The 16,603-nt window shown below is 63.4% G+C and carries 15 protein-coding genes; all 15 read left to right on the top strand.

Annotation, left to right across the window (positions count from 1 at the left end):
* Positions 1-2: 2 nt before the first annotated feature.
* The 15 genes from K0O64_RS27510 to K0O64_RS27440 all read left to right on the top strand — a co-directional run bounded on the left by K0O64_RS27510 (position 3) and on the right by K0O64_RS27440 (position 16,265).
* Positions 3-500: a dioxygenase family protein gene (locus tag K0O64_RS27510; protein ID WP_096312496.1), complete on the top strand. Its 498-nt coding sequence runs from the start codon at positions 3-5 to the stop codon at positions 498-500.
* A gap of 151 nt (positions 501-651) precedes the next feature.
* Complete coding sequence (locus K0O64_RS27505; RefSeq protein ID WP_096312495.1) at positions 652-1,461, top strand: MlaE family ABC transporter permease; 810 nt, start codon at positions 652-654, stop codon at positions 1,459-1,461.
* On the top strand, positions 1,458-2,315 hold the full coding sequence (locus K0O64_RS27500; RefSeq protein WP_071948736.1) for an ABC transporter permease: 858 nt from the start codon (positions 1,458-1,460) through the stop codon (positions 2,313-2,315). The genes K0O64_RS27505 and K0O64_RS27500 overlap by 4 nt, the downstream gene beginning before the upstream one ends.
* 4 nt (positions 2,316-2,319) lie before the next feature.
* Positions 2,320-3,663: an MCE family protein gene (locus tag K0O64_RS27495; RefSeq protein ID WP_071948737.1), complete on the top strand. Its 1,344-nt coding sequence runs from the start codon at positions 2,320-2,322 to the stop codon at positions 3,661-3,663.
* 57 nt (positions 3,664-3,720) lie between these two features.
* Positions 3,721-4,749 carry a virulence factor Mce family protein gene (locus K0O64_RS27490; RefSeq protein WP_096312494.1) on the top strand — a complete coding sequence of 343 codons (1,029 nt, stop codon included), beginning with the start codon at positions 3,721-3,723 and terminating at the stop codon, positions 4,747-4,749.
* Positions 4,746-6,074: an MCE family protein gene (locus K0O64_RS27485; protein ID WP_036348765.1), complete on the top strand. Its 1,329-nt coding sequence runs from the start codon at positions 4,746-4,748 to the stop codon at positions 6,072-6,074. The genes K0O64_RS27490 and K0O64_RS27485 overlap by 4 nt, the downstream gene beginning before the upstream one ends.
* Positions 6,071-7,420, top strand: a complete 1,350-nt coding sequence (locus tag K0O64_RS27480; protein ID WP_036348768.1) for an MCE family protein — start codon at positions 6,071-6,073, stop codon at positions 7,418-7,420. Before K0O64_RS27485 ends, K0O64_RS27480 begins: the two co-directional genes overlap by 4 nt.
* Complete coding sequence (locus K0O64_RS27475) at positions 7,417-8,556, top strand: MCE family protein (protein ID WP_036348772.1); 1,140 nt, start codon at positions 7,417-7,419, stop codon at positions 8,554-8,556. The genes K0O64_RS27480 and K0O64_RS27475 overlap by 4 nt, the downstream gene beginning before the upstream one ends.
* Entirely contained in the window at positions 8,556-10,016 is a 1,461-nt protein-coding gene (locus tag K0O64_RS27470; RefSeq protein ID WP_036348775.1) for an MCE family protein, read from the top strand. Before K0O64_RS27475 ends, K0O64_RS27470 begins: the two co-directional genes overlap by 1 nt.
* Positions 10,013-10,690 (top strand): Rv1363c family protein, encoded by a 678-nt coding sequence (locus tag K0O64_RS27465; RefSeq protein WP_036348778.1) that lies wholly within the window; start codon positions 10,013-10,015, stop codon positions 10,688-10,690. Before K0O64_RS27470 ends, K0O64_RS27465 begins: the two co-directional genes overlap by 4 nt.
* Entirely contained in the window at positions 10,687-11,271 is a 585-nt protein-coding gene (locus K0O64_RS27460; RefSeq protein WP_081845412.1) for a hypothetical protein, read from the top strand. The genes K0O64_RS27465 and K0O64_RS27460 overlap by 4 nt, the downstream gene beginning before the upstream one ends.
* A 79-nt stretch (positions 11,272-11,350) precedes the next feature.
* The gene (locus K0O64_RS27455; RefSeq protein WP_164520249.1) at positions 11,351-12,475 is read left to right on the top strand and encodes an epoxide hydrolase family protein; all 1,125 of its coding nucleotides are present in this window, start codon (positions 11,351-11,353) and stop codon (positions 12,473-12,475) included.
* A 162-nt stretch (positions 12,476-12,637) separates the two neighbouring features.
* The gene (locus K0O64_RS27450) at positions 12,638-14,071 is read left to right on the top strand and encodes an aldehyde dehydrogenase family protein (RefSeq protein ID WP_011559069.1); all 1,434 of its coding nucleotides are present in this window, start codon (positions 12,638-12,640) and stop codon (positions 14,069-14,071) included.
* A gap of 315 nt (positions 14,072-14,386) precedes the next feature.
* Positions 14,387-15,847: an MFS transporter gene (locus K0O64_RS27445; RefSeq protein WP_220045872.1), complete on the top strand. Its 1,461-nt coding sequence runs from the start codon at positions 14,387-14,389 to the stop codon at positions 15,845-15,847.
* Complete coding sequence (locus K0O64_RS27440; RefSeq protein ID WP_164520155.1) at positions 15,837-16,265, top strand: MarR family winged helix-turn-helix transcriptional regulator; 429 nt, start codon at positions 15,837-15,839, stop codon at positions 16,263-16,265. The genes K0O64_RS27445 and K0O64_RS27440 overlap by 11 nt, the downstream gene beginning before the upstream one ends.
* Positions 16,266-16,603: the final 338 nt, after the last annotated feature.

The raw sequence follows: 16,603 nt of genomic DNA, 5'->3' as shown, positions 1-16,603 counted from the left end.
ACATGGCAGCTACTTCGCGGTGGCATTGCGACCGGCCGGTCGGCGCATCCGGGGCCATTCAGTTACACGGGGTGATCACCGGTGAAGATGGTCGACCAGTTCCTGACGCCTTGATCGAGACCTGGCATTCCGCGGGCGACGACAACGCGGTGGCGAAGACTGGACTGCGGCGGAGCGGCCGGAATGGTACTCGCCCGACTTGCGTCATCACCGACCAACAGGGTCGTTACTGCGTGAATATGGTGCCGCCTCAAGCACCTGAGCACGGATCAGCGCCGTTCATCGCGGTATCAGTAGAAGCCCGGGGGTGTCTCGATCGGCTGATCACCCGCGCCTACCTTCCAGGGTGCCATCTCGCCAAAGACTCCCTGCTGCGCCGCCTGCCCGCCGAGCAGCGGCAAGCCCTCATCGCAACCCGCGACGACATCGGACTTCGTTTCGACATCACACTGCGGCCAGCAATTTGCGTGACGGCTGAAACCTCTGATGAGGCGCGCTAGGGAGCAGTGACTTGAACGTTTTCGGGCGAAGCGGCCTCGCCGTACCGGCTGTCATGGACGCATTCTGGCGATGCTGTGGGCGTCGGCGTGGCCGCTGCGAGGCGGACTCCGGTCCCGGAGGCGGACTTCAGCACAGTAATGGGGTCTTCGAGTGAAACGCTTCTCCCTCCGCAACACGGTCGAAGCCTTCCCGGCAGCGGCTGACGTCAAAGCGCTGAAACCACTCAGCATTATTGGCGGGCTCTACGCGATGACGCTGGACATGTTCGTGGCGATGGTCAAACCACCCTTCCCGTGGCGCGAGTTTCTGCTCCAAACATGGTTCGTGGCGCGGGTGTCCATGGTCCCCGCGCTGACATTGTCGATTCCCCTCGTTGTGCTGACGTCATTCACCTTCAACACGTTGCTTCTCGAATTCGGTGCCGCCGACTTCTCGGGGACCGGCGCAGCATTGGGCGCGGTCAACCAGATCGGCCCCTTCGTGACCGTCCTCGTCGTCGCGGGTGCCGGCGCTTCGGCGATATGCGCCGATCTCGGGTCGCGCACGATCCGTGAGGAAGTCGATGCGATGCGGGTCCTCGGCCTTGACCCGATCCATTCCCTGGTTGTCCCCAGGGTGCTGGCGACGACCACGGTCGCGGTCCTGCTGTCATCTGTGGTGACCGTGACCGGCCTCCTAGGCGCTTTCTATTTTTCGGTCTACTTCCAGCACGTGACACCAGGGTCGTTCGTCGCGAGCATGACGCTGATCACCGGCCTCAGCGATGTCTTGGTCTCTTTAGTCAAGGCCACGTTATTCGGTTTCGTGGCCGGTCTGATTGCCTGCTACCAGGGCTTGCGTGTGCAAAAAGGCGCGGCCGGCGTCGGTAATGCGGTCAACGAGACGGTTGTGATCGCGTTCTTGTTGCTGTTCGTCGTCAACGCCATCGTCACGGCGGTCGGGTTCGAGGTTACGAAGTGAGCGCGAGCGTCGTGTTACGACACAGACGTCCTCGTATCGCTCGCGCGCTGAGCGGGTCGAGGGCCAGGTGGAAGGATCTCGGCGATCAGGCCCGTTTTTACGCTCAGTCGATCGGCTCAATCGGGCAGGCGGTGAGCATCTACCGGGCTGAATTGTTGCGCCAGATCGCCGCGATCGGTCTCGGCGCGGGCTCCTTGGCGGTGGTGGGTGGCACCGTGGCGGTGGTTGCCTTCCTCAACTTGTCGACGAGCGGCGCCTTGGCAAGTCAGGCCTACAACCAGATGTCTCAGGTCGGTGTGGAAGCGTTGGCGGGTTTTACCTCTGCCTTCGTCAACGTTCGGTTGGTCACTCCGGCCAGCTCGGCTTTCGCGTTCGCTGCGACGATTGGTGCCGGTACCACCGCGCAGCTGGGCGCGATGAAGATCAACGAGGAGGTCGACGCGCTGGCGGTGATGGGCATCCGTCCGATCGCCTACCTAGCGTCAACCCGTGTGGTCGCCGGCATGATCGTGGTAGTTCCGCTGTATTGCGTGGCTTTGTTGATGTCGTTCTTCTCGGTGCGTGTCATCACCACCGTGTTTTACGGGCAGGGCTCCGGAGTATTCGACCACTACTTCGACACCTTTCTCGATCCGCAGGCCGTGCTCTTCTCGTTCGGCGTCACGGTCGCCGAAGTTCTGGTGATCATGCTGATCCACACGTATTACGGCCTCAACGCCACGGGCGGACCCGCGGGCGTGGGCGAGGCGGTCGGACGTGCCACCCGGACATCGCTGATCGCGTCGCAAATGGTGATTCTCCTGGTCACCCTGGCCCTCTACGGCCAGACCGGCAACTTCAACTTCGCGGGGTGACGCGGTGACACAGGGAACAGGCGCTCGTCGGATCTCCTCCGAGTGGTGGGCGGTGTTCCTGGTCGTGGGCATCGTCGTGGCGGTGGTGCTGAGTCTGAGCATGTTCAGCGGCACATTCACCCCGACAGTGCCGGTGACATTGACGGCGGACCGATCGGGCCTCGTGCTGGAGCCCAACTCGCGGGTCAAGATGCGCGGTGTGCAAGTCGGCCACGTCAGCTCGATTAGTGGCGGAGATTTCACGCGCATCCAGCTGGACATCGACCCGGCGCAGATCCAGTACATCCCAGCCAACGTCGAGGCGCGCATCCAGTCCATCTCCCTGTTCGGTGCGAAGTTCGTCGATCTTGTCTACCCGCCCGATCCCAGCCCGCAGCGGCTGTCCGCGGGAGCAGTGCTGCGATCGCAGAACGTCGCCACCGAGGTCAACACCGTGTTTCAGAACGTGGTGGAGCTGATCAAACAGATCGACCCGTTCAAGCTCAACGCCGTGCTCAGTGCGCTCGCCGAGGGGGTCAGGGGACAAGGTGACAGGATCGGTGAGGCGATCACCGCGAGCAATGACGTTCTGCTGGAGTTGAATCCACGAACCGACACGATGCGCGAGGACTTCCGCGCGATCAAAGGTGTCAGCGACACCTACAGCGCCGCGGCAAAGAACATCATCGACACCCTGGCCGCCGGGACCACGACGAGCGTGACGGTCAGCACGCATGCCCAGCAACTCGACGCGCTGCTCCTCAACGTCGTGGGGCTGTCGCGCAGCGGAGTGGGCCTGCTGGGCCCCAGCAAAGACAATCTGGTGAAAGCGGTCAACCTGCTGGAACCCACGGCGAACTTGCTGATGAAGTACAACCCCGAGATCACCTGCTTGTTCGTCGGCGCCAAGACGACCCTCGACAACGGTTATGCCGACATGCTCGGCGGAAATGGCAAATCGCTCATCATGGACGCTGAGCTGTTGCCGGGATACGACCCGTACCGATATCCGGACAACCTGCCGATCGACGCCGCCAAGGGCGGGGAAGGCGGCAAGCCCGGGTGCGGCTCGCTGCCGGACGTCGCCAAGAACTTCCCGGTGAGACAGCTGATCGCCAACACCGGCTTCGGCACCGGACTGGATTGGCGGCCCAATCCCGGCATCGGATTCCCCGGGTACGCCAACTACTTCCCGGATACTCGGGCGGTCCCTGAACCGCCGAGTATCCGCTACCCAGGCGGCCCGGCGCCCGGTCCCGTGCCCTACCCCGGTGCACCGCCCTACGGCGCGCCTCAGTACGGCCCCGATGGAACGCCCCTCTATCCCGGGGTGCCGCCAGCGCCGTCACCGGGACCCACACCACCGTGACCGCCGGCCACGCACATCGTCGGCGCATACCCGCAAACGTCGGAGGGAAGCACCGCCGTGATAAATAAGGTGTCAGCCGTCGTGTGGCGCCTCGGGATCTTCGTGGTCGTGTGCGCGCTCGGCGCATTCGCACTCATCGCCGTCTTCGCGCAGCTGCGCTTCGAGCGCGAGCAGACCTACGCCGCTGTGTTCACCAACGTCAGTGGACTGAAGAGCCAAGACTTCGTTCGCATCGCCGGTGTGGAAGTCGGCAAGGTCAAAAACCTCACCGTCCGAGACGATTCCACCGTGCAGGTCGAGTTCGGGGCCGACGACTCCGTGGTACTCACCGACGGCAGCAGGGCTGTCATCAAGTACGACAACCTGATCGGGGACCGCTACCTGGCGATCGAGGAAGGCGCGGGCGGAACCAAGAAACTGCGGCCCGGCGACACGATCCCGTTGAGTCGCACCGCGCCGGCACTGGATCTTGACGCCGTGATCGGCGGGTTCCGGCCACTGTTCCGCGCGCTGGACCCCGCCCAGGTGAACGCGCTCACCGGCCAACTCATCGCAGCCTTTCAGGGTCAAGGCGCCACGATCGGTTCCATCTTGTCTCAGACCGCAGCGCTGACGAACACGCTTGCCGACCGGGACCAGCTGATCGGTCAAACCATCGTCAACTTGAACTCCGTGCTCGGATCGCTGGGCGAGCACAGCGAGCAATTCGGCAAGGCCATCGACTCGCTGTCGCAGCTCGTGCACGGATTGCAAGCCCGCAAGCAGGACATCAGCAACGGAGTGGCCTACGCCAACGAGGCTGCCCGCTCGGTGGCCGACCTCCTCGCACAAGCACGACCACCGTTGCAGAAAGCGGTCCACGAGACCGATCGCACCGCGACCGCGGTGCTCGCAGATCGCGACTATTTCGACAACCTCCTCAAGACATTGCCCGACTCCTACCGTGTGCTGCTGCGCCAGGGGCTCTACGGCAACTACTTCGCCTTCTACCTGTGCGATCTGCTGCTGAAGGTGAATGGAAAGGGCGGACAACCCGTGTACATCAAGTTGGCGGGACAAGACAGCGGCAGGTGCACACCCAAATGAAGACCTTCGGCGAGCGCAACTTCATCGTCATGGGGGCCATCGGGGTTGTGGCCACCGCCGCCCTGGTTCTCGGCGCGCTCAACTACCACAAGCTGCCGTTCGTCTCCTCCGGGAAGACCTATTCGGCGTATTTCGACGAGGCTGGCGGACTGACCACCGGCGCCCCGGTGCGGGTATCGGGGGCTCCCGCCGGCCAAGTGCAGAGCATCACCCTCGACGGGCAGTGGGTACTGGTCACGTTCACGGTGGCCGAAGGCATCCGGTTGGGCGACCGTAGCGAGGCTGCGATCAGGACGACCAGTGTTCTCGGCAACAAGGTCCTCGACCTCACCACCCGCGGCGCCGGGACGCTCTCCGGCACCATCCCCGTCGAGCGGACCACCTCGCCGTATCAATTGCCGGACGCCATCGGGGACCTCACGACCACCATCAGCGGTCTCGACACCGACCAGCTGTCCACATCGCTGACGGTGCTGTCCCAGACCCTCCAAGACACCCCCGATGACCTGCGGCTCGCCGTCGCGGGTGTCGCCCGATTCGCGGAAACGCTCAACCAGCGCGATGCCCGGTTGCGCGAACTCCTCGCGAACGCCGCCAAGGCGACCACCGTCCTGGGCGAACGCACTAATGACATCGTGCGCCTGATCTCCGACACCAACGCGTTGTTGGCGCAGCTGCGCACCCAAAGCGCGGCGCTGGACGAGATCTCGACGAACATCTCGCTGCTCAGTCGGCAGATCGCCGGGTTCATCGCGGAAAACAAGACGACGCTCAAACCCGCACTCGACAAACTCAACGGGGTTCTCACGATCCTCGACAACCGGAAGGTGGAGATCCAAGAGTCCATCAAAGGACTGGCGGCGTACGCGATGCAGTTCGGCGAGACCGTCGCAGCCGGCCCCTTCTTCAACGCCTACCTCGCCAACCTGGTCCCCGGACAGTTCATTCAACCGTTCGTCGATGCCGCGTTCTCGGATCTCGGTCTGGATCCCAACGTGCTCCTACCTTCCCAGCGCACCGACCCCCAGGTGGGCCAGCCCGGCACCCCGGCACTGCCGATTCCCTATCCGCGGACCGGCCAGGGTGGCGAACCGAAATTGACTCTGCCCGATGCGATCACCGGAAACCCGGGCGATCCTCGGTACCCCTACCGCGAGCCGGCACCGGCCCCTCCGCCAGGTGGGCCCCCACCGGGTCCGCCGGCACCGCCGGCACTCGATCGGCAAGCCCCACAGCCGCCGACGCCAAGCCCCTTCTTCGTGCCGGCACCCGATGAAGTCGCGCCCGGACCGGCTGATTCCTCGATCCCCCAAGGCAGACGATGACGAACTCTCGGACCAAGCTCGGACTGGCGATCGTTTTGGTGAGCCTCATCGTGGGCGGGTCGATTGCGGCGGTGCGTGTGGCACGCGAGGTCGATCGTGTTCACGTCGTCGCCTACTTCGAAAACAGCAACGGGGTGTTCGTCGGCGACGATGTCCGCATCAAGGGCGTTCGGGTAGGCGGGATCGACTCCATCGAACCGCAGCCCACACGAGTCAAGATCGCCTTCTGGTTCGACGCCAAGTACAAGGTGCCCGCCGATGCCAAAGCGGTCATCCTGTCGCCGACGCTGGTGACCTCCCGCGCCATTCAATTGACTCCCCGCTACACCGGTGGCCCGGCGCTGCAGGACAACGCCGTCATCCCCCGGGACCGCACCGCGGTTCCAGTGGAGTTCGACGAATTCCGCCAACAGCTCGAACGGCTAACGACATTGCTGCAGCCCACCGAGCCCGGCGGGGTCAGCACGCTGGGCGCCCTGGTCAACACCGCGGCCGACAACTTGCGCGGCCAAGGCCCAGCAATCCGCGAGGCGATCATCAGGTTGTCCCAGTCGGTGTCTGCGCTCGCCGACCACAGCCCGGACATCTTCAGCAGCGTCAAGAATCTTGCGACACTCGTCTCAGCACTTCAGGACAGCACCCTTCTGATACGCCAGCTGAATCAGAACCTCGCGTCGGTCACCGGGCTGCTGACCAACAACCCCACCGAAGTCGGCGACGCCGTCAAGGACCTCAATGGCGTAATCGGTGACCTGACGGCCTTCGTCTCCGCAAACCGCGACGCGCTCGGTACCACATCGGACAAATTGACGTCAGTCTCACAGGCACTGACGGGCAGCATCGACGACATCAAACAGCTGCTGCACATCGCGCCGACGACGTTGTCCAACGCCGCCAACCTCTACAAGCCCGCCCAGGGCACGCTGACCGGAGCTCTCAACGTCGCCAACTTCGCGGATCCGATCACCTTTCTGTGCAGCGCAGTACAGGCCGCGTCGCGACTGAACAACGAACAATCGGCGAAATTATGTGTCCAGTACTTGGCACCGATCATCAAGAACCGCCAGTACAACTTCCCCCCGATCGGTATCAACCCCTTCGTCCAGGCCAGCGCCCGGCCGAATGAAGTCACCTACAGTGAGGACTGGATGCGCCCGGACTACGTTCCGCCGCAGACTTCACCGGCGCCGGACACATCGCCGCCGGGCCACAGCCCGCCGCCACCCCTCGACGAGCCGGCGCAACCAGCCGAAGGCACGCTGCCGGTTCCCGGCCCGTCGGCTCAGCAGACCGATCCCGCCGCCGGGCTGCCCGGCATGCTCATTCCACCCGGGGCCGGCTCGTGACGAGGACGCGCTGCGCCCGCGGCGTCGCGGTGATGGTGATCGCGCTGACGATCGCCGCGCTGTCGGGATGCGGTTTTCGCGGCCTGAACTCCTTTCGGCTGCCGGGAACGCAGGGCCACGGGCAGGGCTCCTACACGATCCAGGCCGAAATGCCCGACGTCGAAAACCTTCAACCGAACTCGCGTGTCCGCGTGGGCGACGTCAACGTGGGCACGGTCACGAAGATCGAGCGTCGAGGATGGCATGCGCTGCTCACGCTCACACTCAACGGCGACGTCGAGCTTCCTGCCAACTCGACCGTGTCGTTGGGTCAAACCAGCCTGCTGGGCTCACTGCACGTCGAGTTGGCACCCCCCACCGATGTTCGCCCGGCGGGAAAGCTTCGGGCCGGTTCGCTGATCCCGCTGACATCTGCTGGGGCCTACCCGTCCACCGAACAGACCCTGGCGTCGGTATCACTTCTGCTCAACGGCGGCGGAGTGGGGCAGGTACAGGACATCACCACAGCACTCACCTCCGCGTTGGGAGGCCGCGAGCAGGACTTCCGCAGCCTGCTCTCACAGCTGGACATCTTCACCGCCAACATCAACGGCCAAATCGAGGACATCATCGCGGCCACCGAAAGCCTCAACCATCTGGTCGCGCAGTTCGCGGCACAAAAACCAGTCATCGACAAGGCCCTGGAAACGATTCCCGACGCGCTGGCGGTAATCAACGCCGAACGCGACAAGCTCGTTGAGGCGGTTGACCAACTCGGCAAATTCAGCGCGCTGGCCGCGGACTCGGTTAACCAGTCCAAAGAGTCGTTGATCCAGATCCTTAACGACCTGGGACCGGTATTGGAATCACTCGCGAACGCCGGTCCTGCGCTGACCCGTTCACTGAACCTGTTCACCACGGTTCCCTTCGTGAAGGACAACCTGACCAATTGGTGGCGCGGTGACTACGCCAACATCACCACCATCGTGGACTTGACATTGAGTCGTATCGACGCGGCGCTGTTCACCGGCACCCGGTTCGAGGGCAAACTCACCGAACTGGAACTGCAATGGGGCCGCACGATCGGGCAACTGCCTAGCCCCTACACCGCGCGAAATCCGCTGATCGCCCCCTACCGGTTGGACCAAGGACCGTAATGTATCTGAGTAAGCGAGTCCGGTTGCAGCTGGCCGCCTTTGGGGTGGTGACACTGTTGGCCGGTGGAACCATGGCCTTCTACTACCTCCGGCTGCCGAGCCTGCTATTCGGTATCGGCCGCTACCAAGTCACAATGAAGCTGCCGGACGCAGCGAGCCTGTACGACAACGCCAACGTCACGTATCGGGGCACTACGGTGGGTCGGGTCACCGACGTCCGCCTGACTGACACCGGAGTCGACGCCGTGCTGTCGCTGCAGTCGGACATCAAGATCCCGGCGGACCTCGACGCCCAGGTGCACAGCCAGACTGCGGTCGGCGAGTTGTTCGTCGAACTCCTACCGCGAAGCGGCGACGGCGCACCGCTGAAGAACGGCGACGTGATACCAGCCGGCCGCACCTCGGTCCCTCCCGACATCAACGCACTGCTGCGGGCTGTCAACACCGGTATCGAGGCGATCCCGCGCGACAACCTCAAAACGGTGATCGACGAGTCCTATACGGCGTTCGGTGGCTTGGGCCCCGAGCTTTCACGGCTGACGCGGGGGGCCACAACGCTGGCCATCGATGCGCGCAACAACCTGCCTGCGCTGACCACCCTCATCGATGAGTCCAAACCGGTCTTGGACACCCAGACCGAAACCTCCGACTCCATCCACACCTGGGCGGCCAACCTCGCTCAAATCACCAATCAGCTACAGCTCCAGGATGATTCGGTAAAGGGCTTACTGGTCAACGGGCCCGCCGCCGCAGACCAGGTACGTCAGCTGGTCGACCGCGTACAGCCCACCCTGCCCATCCTGCTGACCAATCTGGTCAGCCTCGGCCAAGTGGCGCTCACCTATCAACCCAACCTCGAGCAGATCCTCGCCCTGTATCCGATCGAGATCGCCGGCCTCCAGGGTGCCGCACTGGCCAACCGAAACACCAAACAGGACTACAAGGGCGTGTTCCTGTCCTTCAACCTGAACCTCAATGTGCCCCCGCCATGCAGAACGGGATACCTGCCCGCCCAACAGCAACGCGCAATGTCTGAGGTCGATTACCCACCGAAACCGGCCGGGGACTTGTACTGCCGGATACCACAGGATTCCGGCCTCACGAACGTTCGCGGCGCCCGCAACCTGCCCTGTGAAACACGACCGGGAAAGCGGGCGCCGACGGTGAAGATGTGCGAAAGCGACGAAAACTACGTACCTCTCAACGACGGCGCCAACTGGAAAGGCGACCCGAACGCGACGCTGTCCGGTCAGCCAGTTCCGCAGCCGCCGCCAGGAACGCCGCCGCCCACCTCGGTACCGGTGACCGCCCCGATTGCGGTCGCCGAGTACGACCCGAGCACCGGCATTTACATCGGACCGGATGGCAAACAGTACCGGCAAGCGGATCTGGCTCGGAACGCTGCCGGGCAGCACACCTGGCAGGACATGCTGCTTCCGCCAAAGGACGGTGAACCGTGACAACGCATACCACCGGGGATACCGACGAACCCGTCCGCGACGACCACACACCGCCCTCGCCTGCCCCTGATGACACCGTCGATATCGCCCCCGAAATGGGCGCTGACAGGACGGACGCCAGCGGCGGCGACCCGTCCGAAGGTGTCGACGACGAACAGTCGCGGGTCACCACGCGCGCCTGGCGAAGCCCAATGCCGCCGCAGCGACTGGGGCTCGTGATGGGGTTGGTAGCGGTCGTGACGTTGGCCGCACTGACCGGTTGGCTGGGCTACCGGGCCTACCAAGCGCATCAGGCCTTCGAACAGCGCCAGCTGTTCGTGCAGGTCGGACGTCAAGGCGCACTGAATCTGACCACGATCGACTGGCAGCACGCAGACGCCGATGTGAAGCGCATTCTCGACTCAGCCACAGGCAAGTTCTACGACGAGTTCGCCCAGCGCTCACAACCATTCATCGATGTGGTCAACAAGGTGAAGTCGAAATCGGAGGGCACCATCACCGAGGCCGGCTTGGAGTCGCAGTCCCGTGACACGGCCCAGGTGCTGGTCGCTGTCAACGTGAAGACCACTGTCGGCGAGGGGCCAGAACGAGAACCCCGAACATGGCGAATGCGCGTCACGGTGCAGAAAGTCGGCAACGACGCGAAGGTCTCTGACGTGGAGTTCGTGGCATGACGAACTCACCAGGGAAAGTCGAGTGCGACGATCAGGCTGTCGGCGTCGCCCCAGAATGCGAGCACGCGCGCGATGGCGCCACACCAGACAGACGTCGCGGCAACATCGTGCGCGTGCTCGGATTCTGGGTGTTGCCGGCTGTCGCCCTGCTGTTGGCGCTCGGCGCGGGCTACTTCAAGTACCAGGAAGCGACCGCCGCTGATGCCGACCGCGCTCGGGTGCAAACCGCTCAGATCGCAACCGAAGCGACGGTCGCGATGCTCTCCTACACACCTGACACGGCAACCGCGAAGCTGAAGGCTGCGCGCGAGGGACTGACAGGGCCGTTTCGCGATTCATACACCTCGTTGACTGATGATGTCGTGATTCCTGGAGCACAGCAGAAACGAATCTCGGCCACCGCCAAGGTGACTGGTGCCGCCTCCGTCTCCGCCAGTGAAAACCATGCCGTAGTGCTGGTGTTCGTCGACCAAACCACCGTAGTGGGCAATGACGCGCCGACAGATACTGACTCCGTCGTTCGGGTGACCCTCGACAGAATCGGAAACCGTTGGCTGATATCGGGTTTCGAGCCGATATGAGCAGTATTCCAGACACGGCCGCGGCTGCCCGCGAGCCGCAGGTAGCGTGTGAGGAGCAGCCTTGAGTGCCCGACCCGCAGTGAGACCGTTTCGCATCGACGTTGCCGATGAAGTTCTCGATGATCTGCGAACGCGTTTGTCACAGACCCGTTGGCCGGAAGCTGAATGCGTAGCGGACTGGAGCCAGGGCATCCCGTTGGGTTACACCCGGGAACTGGCCGAATACTGGGCGAGCGGATACGACTGGCGGTCGCGTGAAGCCGCGCTCAACCGATTCGCTCAGTTCATCACCGAAATCGATGGCTTGGACATCCATTTCATCCACCAGCGATCCCCGCACCAAGACGCTTTCCCGCTGCTCATCACCCACGGCTGGCCCGGCTCAATCGTCGAGTTTCACAAAGTGATTGAGCCGCTGACCAATCCGACTGCCCACGGGGGACAGGTCGAGGACGCCTTCCACGTCGTCTGTCCGTCGCTTCCCGGATACGGCTTCTCCGGCAAGCCCATCCGCCACGGGTGGGGTGTGGACAAGATCGCGCAGGCATGGGAGACGCTCATGCTGCGCCTCGGCTACGCGCGCTACGGCGCCCAAGGCGGCGATTGGGGCGCAGCCGTCACCACCCAGATGGGCCGCCACCGCGGCCACTGCGCCGCCATCCATCTGAACATGCCGATCGCTTATCCTCCGGCGGGGGACATCGCCGATTCGTCGGAGGAAGAGCGGGAGGCGCTGGCCGCATTGACGCACCACCAGCGTTGGGGCACGGGCTATTCCGAGCAGCAGTCCACCCGGCCACAGACGCTCGGCTACGGACTGGCCGATTCGCCGGTCGGCCAGATGGCCTGGATCGTCGAGAAATTCGCAGCGTGGATGGACTGCGACGGCCATCCCGAGAACGTGCTCAGCCGCGATGAGCTCCTCGACAACGTCATGATGTACTGGGCTACCAATAGTGGCTCCTCCTCGGCCCGGTTGTACTGGGAGAGCTTCAAGACCCTGGACGCGACAACTCGTGTGGAATTGCCCACTGGTATTGCTGCCTTCCCCAAGGAGGTCCTGCGCGCACCGCGAAGTTGGTGCGAACCGATCTACAACATCACCCATTGGACGACCATGCCGCGCGGCGGGCACTTCGCCGCTCTGGAACAACCGAGGCTCTTCGTCGACGACATCCGCGCATTCTTCGAATCCGTGCGGTGATGCGGCCAGCCGGCAGGCAACGAAGCTTTGGGAGCACGCTTTCGATGAGCTAAACTTTCTGTATTGCGGAGATATTATCTGCTAGCAAGAGGATGCCCGCTGACAAGCACGTGTCAACTATCAAGGAGGCGATGAGTGGTAGACGACCCACGGAGTGCAGTCATGAGAACGTGGACGCTCCCGCTAGGTGACGCAACTTTGCAGGGCCAAAGCGTCTACGACGTGGAGGATCCGTGTACCGGCGACGTGCTGACCCAGGTGCCCGACTGCAGCAGTGAGGATGTCGACAGGGTGGTGGCGACTGCACATGCCGCTCAACGCGATTGGGCGCTGCGGACGCCTCGCCAGCGCGGCACCGCGCTGCGGGCTTTGGCGACACTCATGCGCGATCACTCTGAAGAGCTCGCGCTGCTCGACGCAATTGACGGCGGCTTTCCACTGCCTGCGATGCGCGACGACGTCACGTGGGCGGCCGACGTGCTCGAGCTGATGGCAGACGACGCGCTCGACCTCGGCGGACGGACTATCCCGCTCTCGGCGAACCTGCACTACACGCTGCAGCAGCCCTACGGCGTAGTCGCTCGAATCGTCCCCTTCAATCATCCCGTCCTATTTGCAGGATCCAAGATCGCCGCTCCGCTGATGGCGGGGAACGCCGTGGTGCTCAAAGCTCCCGATCAAACACCGTTGTCGGCCATCCGGCTCGCCGAGCTCGCCAGGGAGGTCCTGCCCGAAGGCCTATTCGGGGTGGTAACCGGGCACGGGGCAACTGCCGGCGCCGCGTTGGTTGCCCATCCACTAGTCCGGCGAATCGGCTTCATCGGCTCCCCGGGCACGGGCCGACATATCCAGCGCTTGGCGGCCGAGCACGGCGTCAAATACGTCACGCTGGAACTCGGCGGCAAGAACCCGATGATCGTCATGCCCGACGCCGACCTCGAGGCGGCTGCCAAAAGCGCCGTGGTAGGGATGAACTTCACCACCACCGCGGGCCAATCATGCGGATCAACAAGCAGACTGCTGCTGCACGAAGCGATCGCTGACGAGGTGATTGATCTGGTCGTCGATCAGGTCGCTGCCATCAAGGTAGGCGACCCGCTCGTTGACGGCACGGACATGGGACCCGTCATCGACCAAGCGCAATACTCAAAGTCGTTGCGGGCCATCGAGTCAGGACGGGCGGGCGGCGCCAGCGTACTTACCGGTGGAGGACGCGCGCAGGGTGTTGGTAGCAAAGGCTGGTATGTCGCCCCGACCGTATTGGCTGGAGTGGCACCACAAGCCGATGTCGCCCGCGACGAGATCTTCGGGCCCGTTCTTTCGGTGCTGACCGTCCGTGACGAAGCCGAGGCTGTCGAAGTTGCCAACAGCGTCGAGTTCGGGTTGACCGCCGCGGTGTGGACCAACGACGTAAGCCAAGCCCACCGCATGGCTGCGGGACTTGATGCCGGCTACGTCTGGATAAACGGCAGTGCACGCCATTACTGGGGGTTGCCCTTCGGCGGTTGGAAATCGTCAGGTGTTGGATCCGAAGAGTCCACGGAGGAACTGTTGTCCTACACCCAAGTCAAGGCAGTAACCGTCACCTTGGACTGAACTGCGTCGATGCGCTGGAAGGCGTCGACTGCGGACGGTGACCTTTCTCGCAGTCGAAATCCTGTGGGAGAACTGCTATTTGACGTAGGGCGTCAGTCGGCCGTGCATCGGCGCCCCAGACGATAAGCGACCGATTAGAAAATCGACTCGGGACACGGCATCGCGCCGTTGCGGGTATGTGACACGCGGCTGTTTCCCCCGGAACCCCTCCGATGCCCGCGGCGGCGGCTATGTCCGGCGTCGGGTCGGGCAGCACGCAATCGACTGGTACACGCCGACTTGCGCTAGCATCAGTTGTAGTTTCAAAATAGTTGTGTGAATGAAACTGTTGTCGAACGACTGAGCCGCCGGCACAAGGCCTTCGTCCTGGCGTCCTGCTGCCTGAGCGTGCTCATTGTGTCGATCGACGTGACCATCGTCAACGTTGCAATCCCGAGCATCCGCGCCGACCTTTCGGCGTCGCCTTCGCAAATGCAGTGGGTCATTGACATCTACACCTTGATGGTGGCCTCGCTATTGCTGCTCTCGGGTGCCATGGCCGACCGATTCGGTCGGCGGCGTACGTTGCAGATCGGGTTGACAATCTTTGCGTCGGCCTCCCTACTGTGCAGCGTGGCTCCCAACGTCGAAACGCTGATCGGCGCCCGCTTCCTGCAGGCGATCGGCGGTTCGATGCTCACTCCTGCTGGGTTGTCGATCGTCACGCAGGTGTTCACCGGCAGAGTGGAGCGCGCGCGCGTCATCGGCATATGGGGGGGCGTCGTAGGCATCTCGATGGCCTTGGGTCCGATCATGGGCGGAATACTTCTCGAGTATGTTGACTGGCGAGCAGTGTTCTGGATCAACGTGCCGATCTGCGCGCTTGCGGTGCTGTTGACCGCGATCTTCGTTCCCGAATCCAAGTCGGTCACCATGCGCCACGTCGACCTGATCGGCTTGGTCCTGGGCATGGCCTTCCTGTTCGGACTGGTGTTCGTGCTCATCGAAGGGCCAGGGATGGGCTGGACCGACACCCGCGTCGTCGTTAGCTGTTGCCTCGCAGCGCTGGCCTTCGCGACATTCCTGCGCTACGAGTCACGCCGCCTCGACCCGTTCGTCGAGCTCCGATTCTTCCGCAGCATCCCGTTTGCTTCGGCGACGGCCATCGCGGTGTGCGCATTCGCTGCATGGGGCGCGTTCCTGTTCATGATGTCAATCTATTTGCAAGGGGAGCGCGGGCTTTCAGCGGTGAATACCGGGCTGATGTTTCTGCCCGTGGCCGTCGGCGCATTCATCTTCTCGCCCTTGTCTGGCCGGCTGGTGGGGCGATTTGGTGCCAGACCGTCGCTGATGATCGCCGGCGCATTGATCGTCGCCGCGACTCTCATGTTCGCGCAGATGAGCGACGCTACCCCGCAATGGCAAATGCTGGTCGCCTTTGCGGTTTTCGGCGTCGGTACTTCGATGGTGAACGCACCGGTCACAACCGCGGCCGTCAGCGGTATGCCGACCGACCGCGCCGGTGCGGCGGCGGCTATCACATCCACGAGCCGACAGGTGGGCGTCGCCATCGGTGTGGCCATATGCGGCCCGGTCGCTGGTGCGGCATTGGGCGACACCAACGTCGATTTCGCGGTCTCCGCCCAGCCCCTATGGCTAGTGTTCGCTGGAGTTGGTGTGCTGATCTTCACGCTCGGTGTCTACTCGACGTCGAAGCGCGCGCTGCGCTCAGCAGAGCATCTGGCGCCGCTGATCGCAGGAACCGATCCGCGACGGGAGGCTGCCGATGTCGCGTAATCCGGAAGCGGACGAGGTCTGGCGCGCGATGACCGCACTGGTCACCGACAACCGCGACAGTTGGAGGCGAGCGACCGTCGACCAGACGGGCCTACCTTTCAGTCGCATCCGGATCCTGCTCCGGCTGTCCCGCGGTTCGATGACCGTCAAAGAGGTCGCGCACGCCGTGACAATCGATCCCCCGGCGGCCACGGTGTCCGTCAACGATCTGGAGGACCGCGGCCTAGTCATGCGTCAGACTATTCCCACCAACCGGCGGTACAAAGTGGTATCACTGACCGACGCCGGCTGGTCGATGGTGGCCACCATCAATGCGGTCGACGACCCGGCTCCCGAAGCGCTTGCGGCACTTGAGGGTAATGAACTGAGGGCGCTGCGCGATGCGATAGCAAGAGTCAGCGCCGCCGCCAAACACTGAATGAAAGCCGCGGCCGGATCGCTCAACGAACGACTCTCAGTCCGGCCTAGCGAACGGCAACATGCCAGGGTCGCTGTGGGGTCTGCAGAAGTCGGGTCAGATGGCGGGATTGGTGGACCAAGGGCCGCGAGTGTCGAGAAGAACCCTGTTCGGTTGGAGTCCTGGGTGGCAGACGTCGGTCTGCGAGGGGATGCCGGCTGATACCGCCGTTACCGCGGTGGCCTAAATAATAGCTTGCAAACAGTTATCATCCTATGTAAGCTTCCGTGTGGTGTAGCCCACATGAGTGCTCGCGTTCTACGGGCACAAATCACAAATCGATAGGAAGGTGCGCCCGG

The organism is Mycolicibacterium pallens (assembly GCF_019456675.1).
Classification (GTDB): Bacteria; Actinomycetota; Actinomycetes; order Mycobacteriales; family Mycobacteriaceae; genus Mycobacterium; species Mycobacterium crocinum.
This window is presented reverse-complemented; position numbering and strand designations above follow the sequence as displayed.

Coding starts and splice junctions, on each gene's coding strand:
- K0O64_RS27510 (WP_096312496.1), top strand. CDS start 3: ATGGCAGCTACTTCGCGGTGGCATTGCGACCGGCCGGTCGGCGCATCC.
- K0O64_RS27485 (WP_036348765.1), top strand. CDS start 4,746: ATGAAGACCTTCGGCGAGCGCAACTTCATCGTCATGGGGGCCATCGGG.
- K0O64_RS27470 (WP_036348775.1), top strand. CDS start 8,556: ATGTATCTGAGTAAGCGAGTCCGGTTGCAGCTGGCCGCCTTTGGGGTG.
- K0O64_RS27450 (WP_011559069.1), top strand. CDS start 12,638: ATGAGAACGTGGACGCTCCCGCTAGGTGACGCAACTTTGCAGGGCCAA.
- K0O64_RS27440 (WP_164520155.1), top strand. CDS start 15,837: ATGTCGCGTAATCCGGAAGCGGACGAGGTCTGGCGCGCGATGACCGCA.
- K0O64_RS27480 (WP_036348768.1), top strand. CDS start 6,071: ATGACGAACTCTCGGACCAAGCTCGGACTGGCGATCGTTTTGGTGAGC.
- K0O64_RS27460 (WP_081845412.1), top strand. CDS start 10,687: ATGACGAACTCACCAGGGAAAGTCGAGTGCGACGATCAGGCTGTCGGC.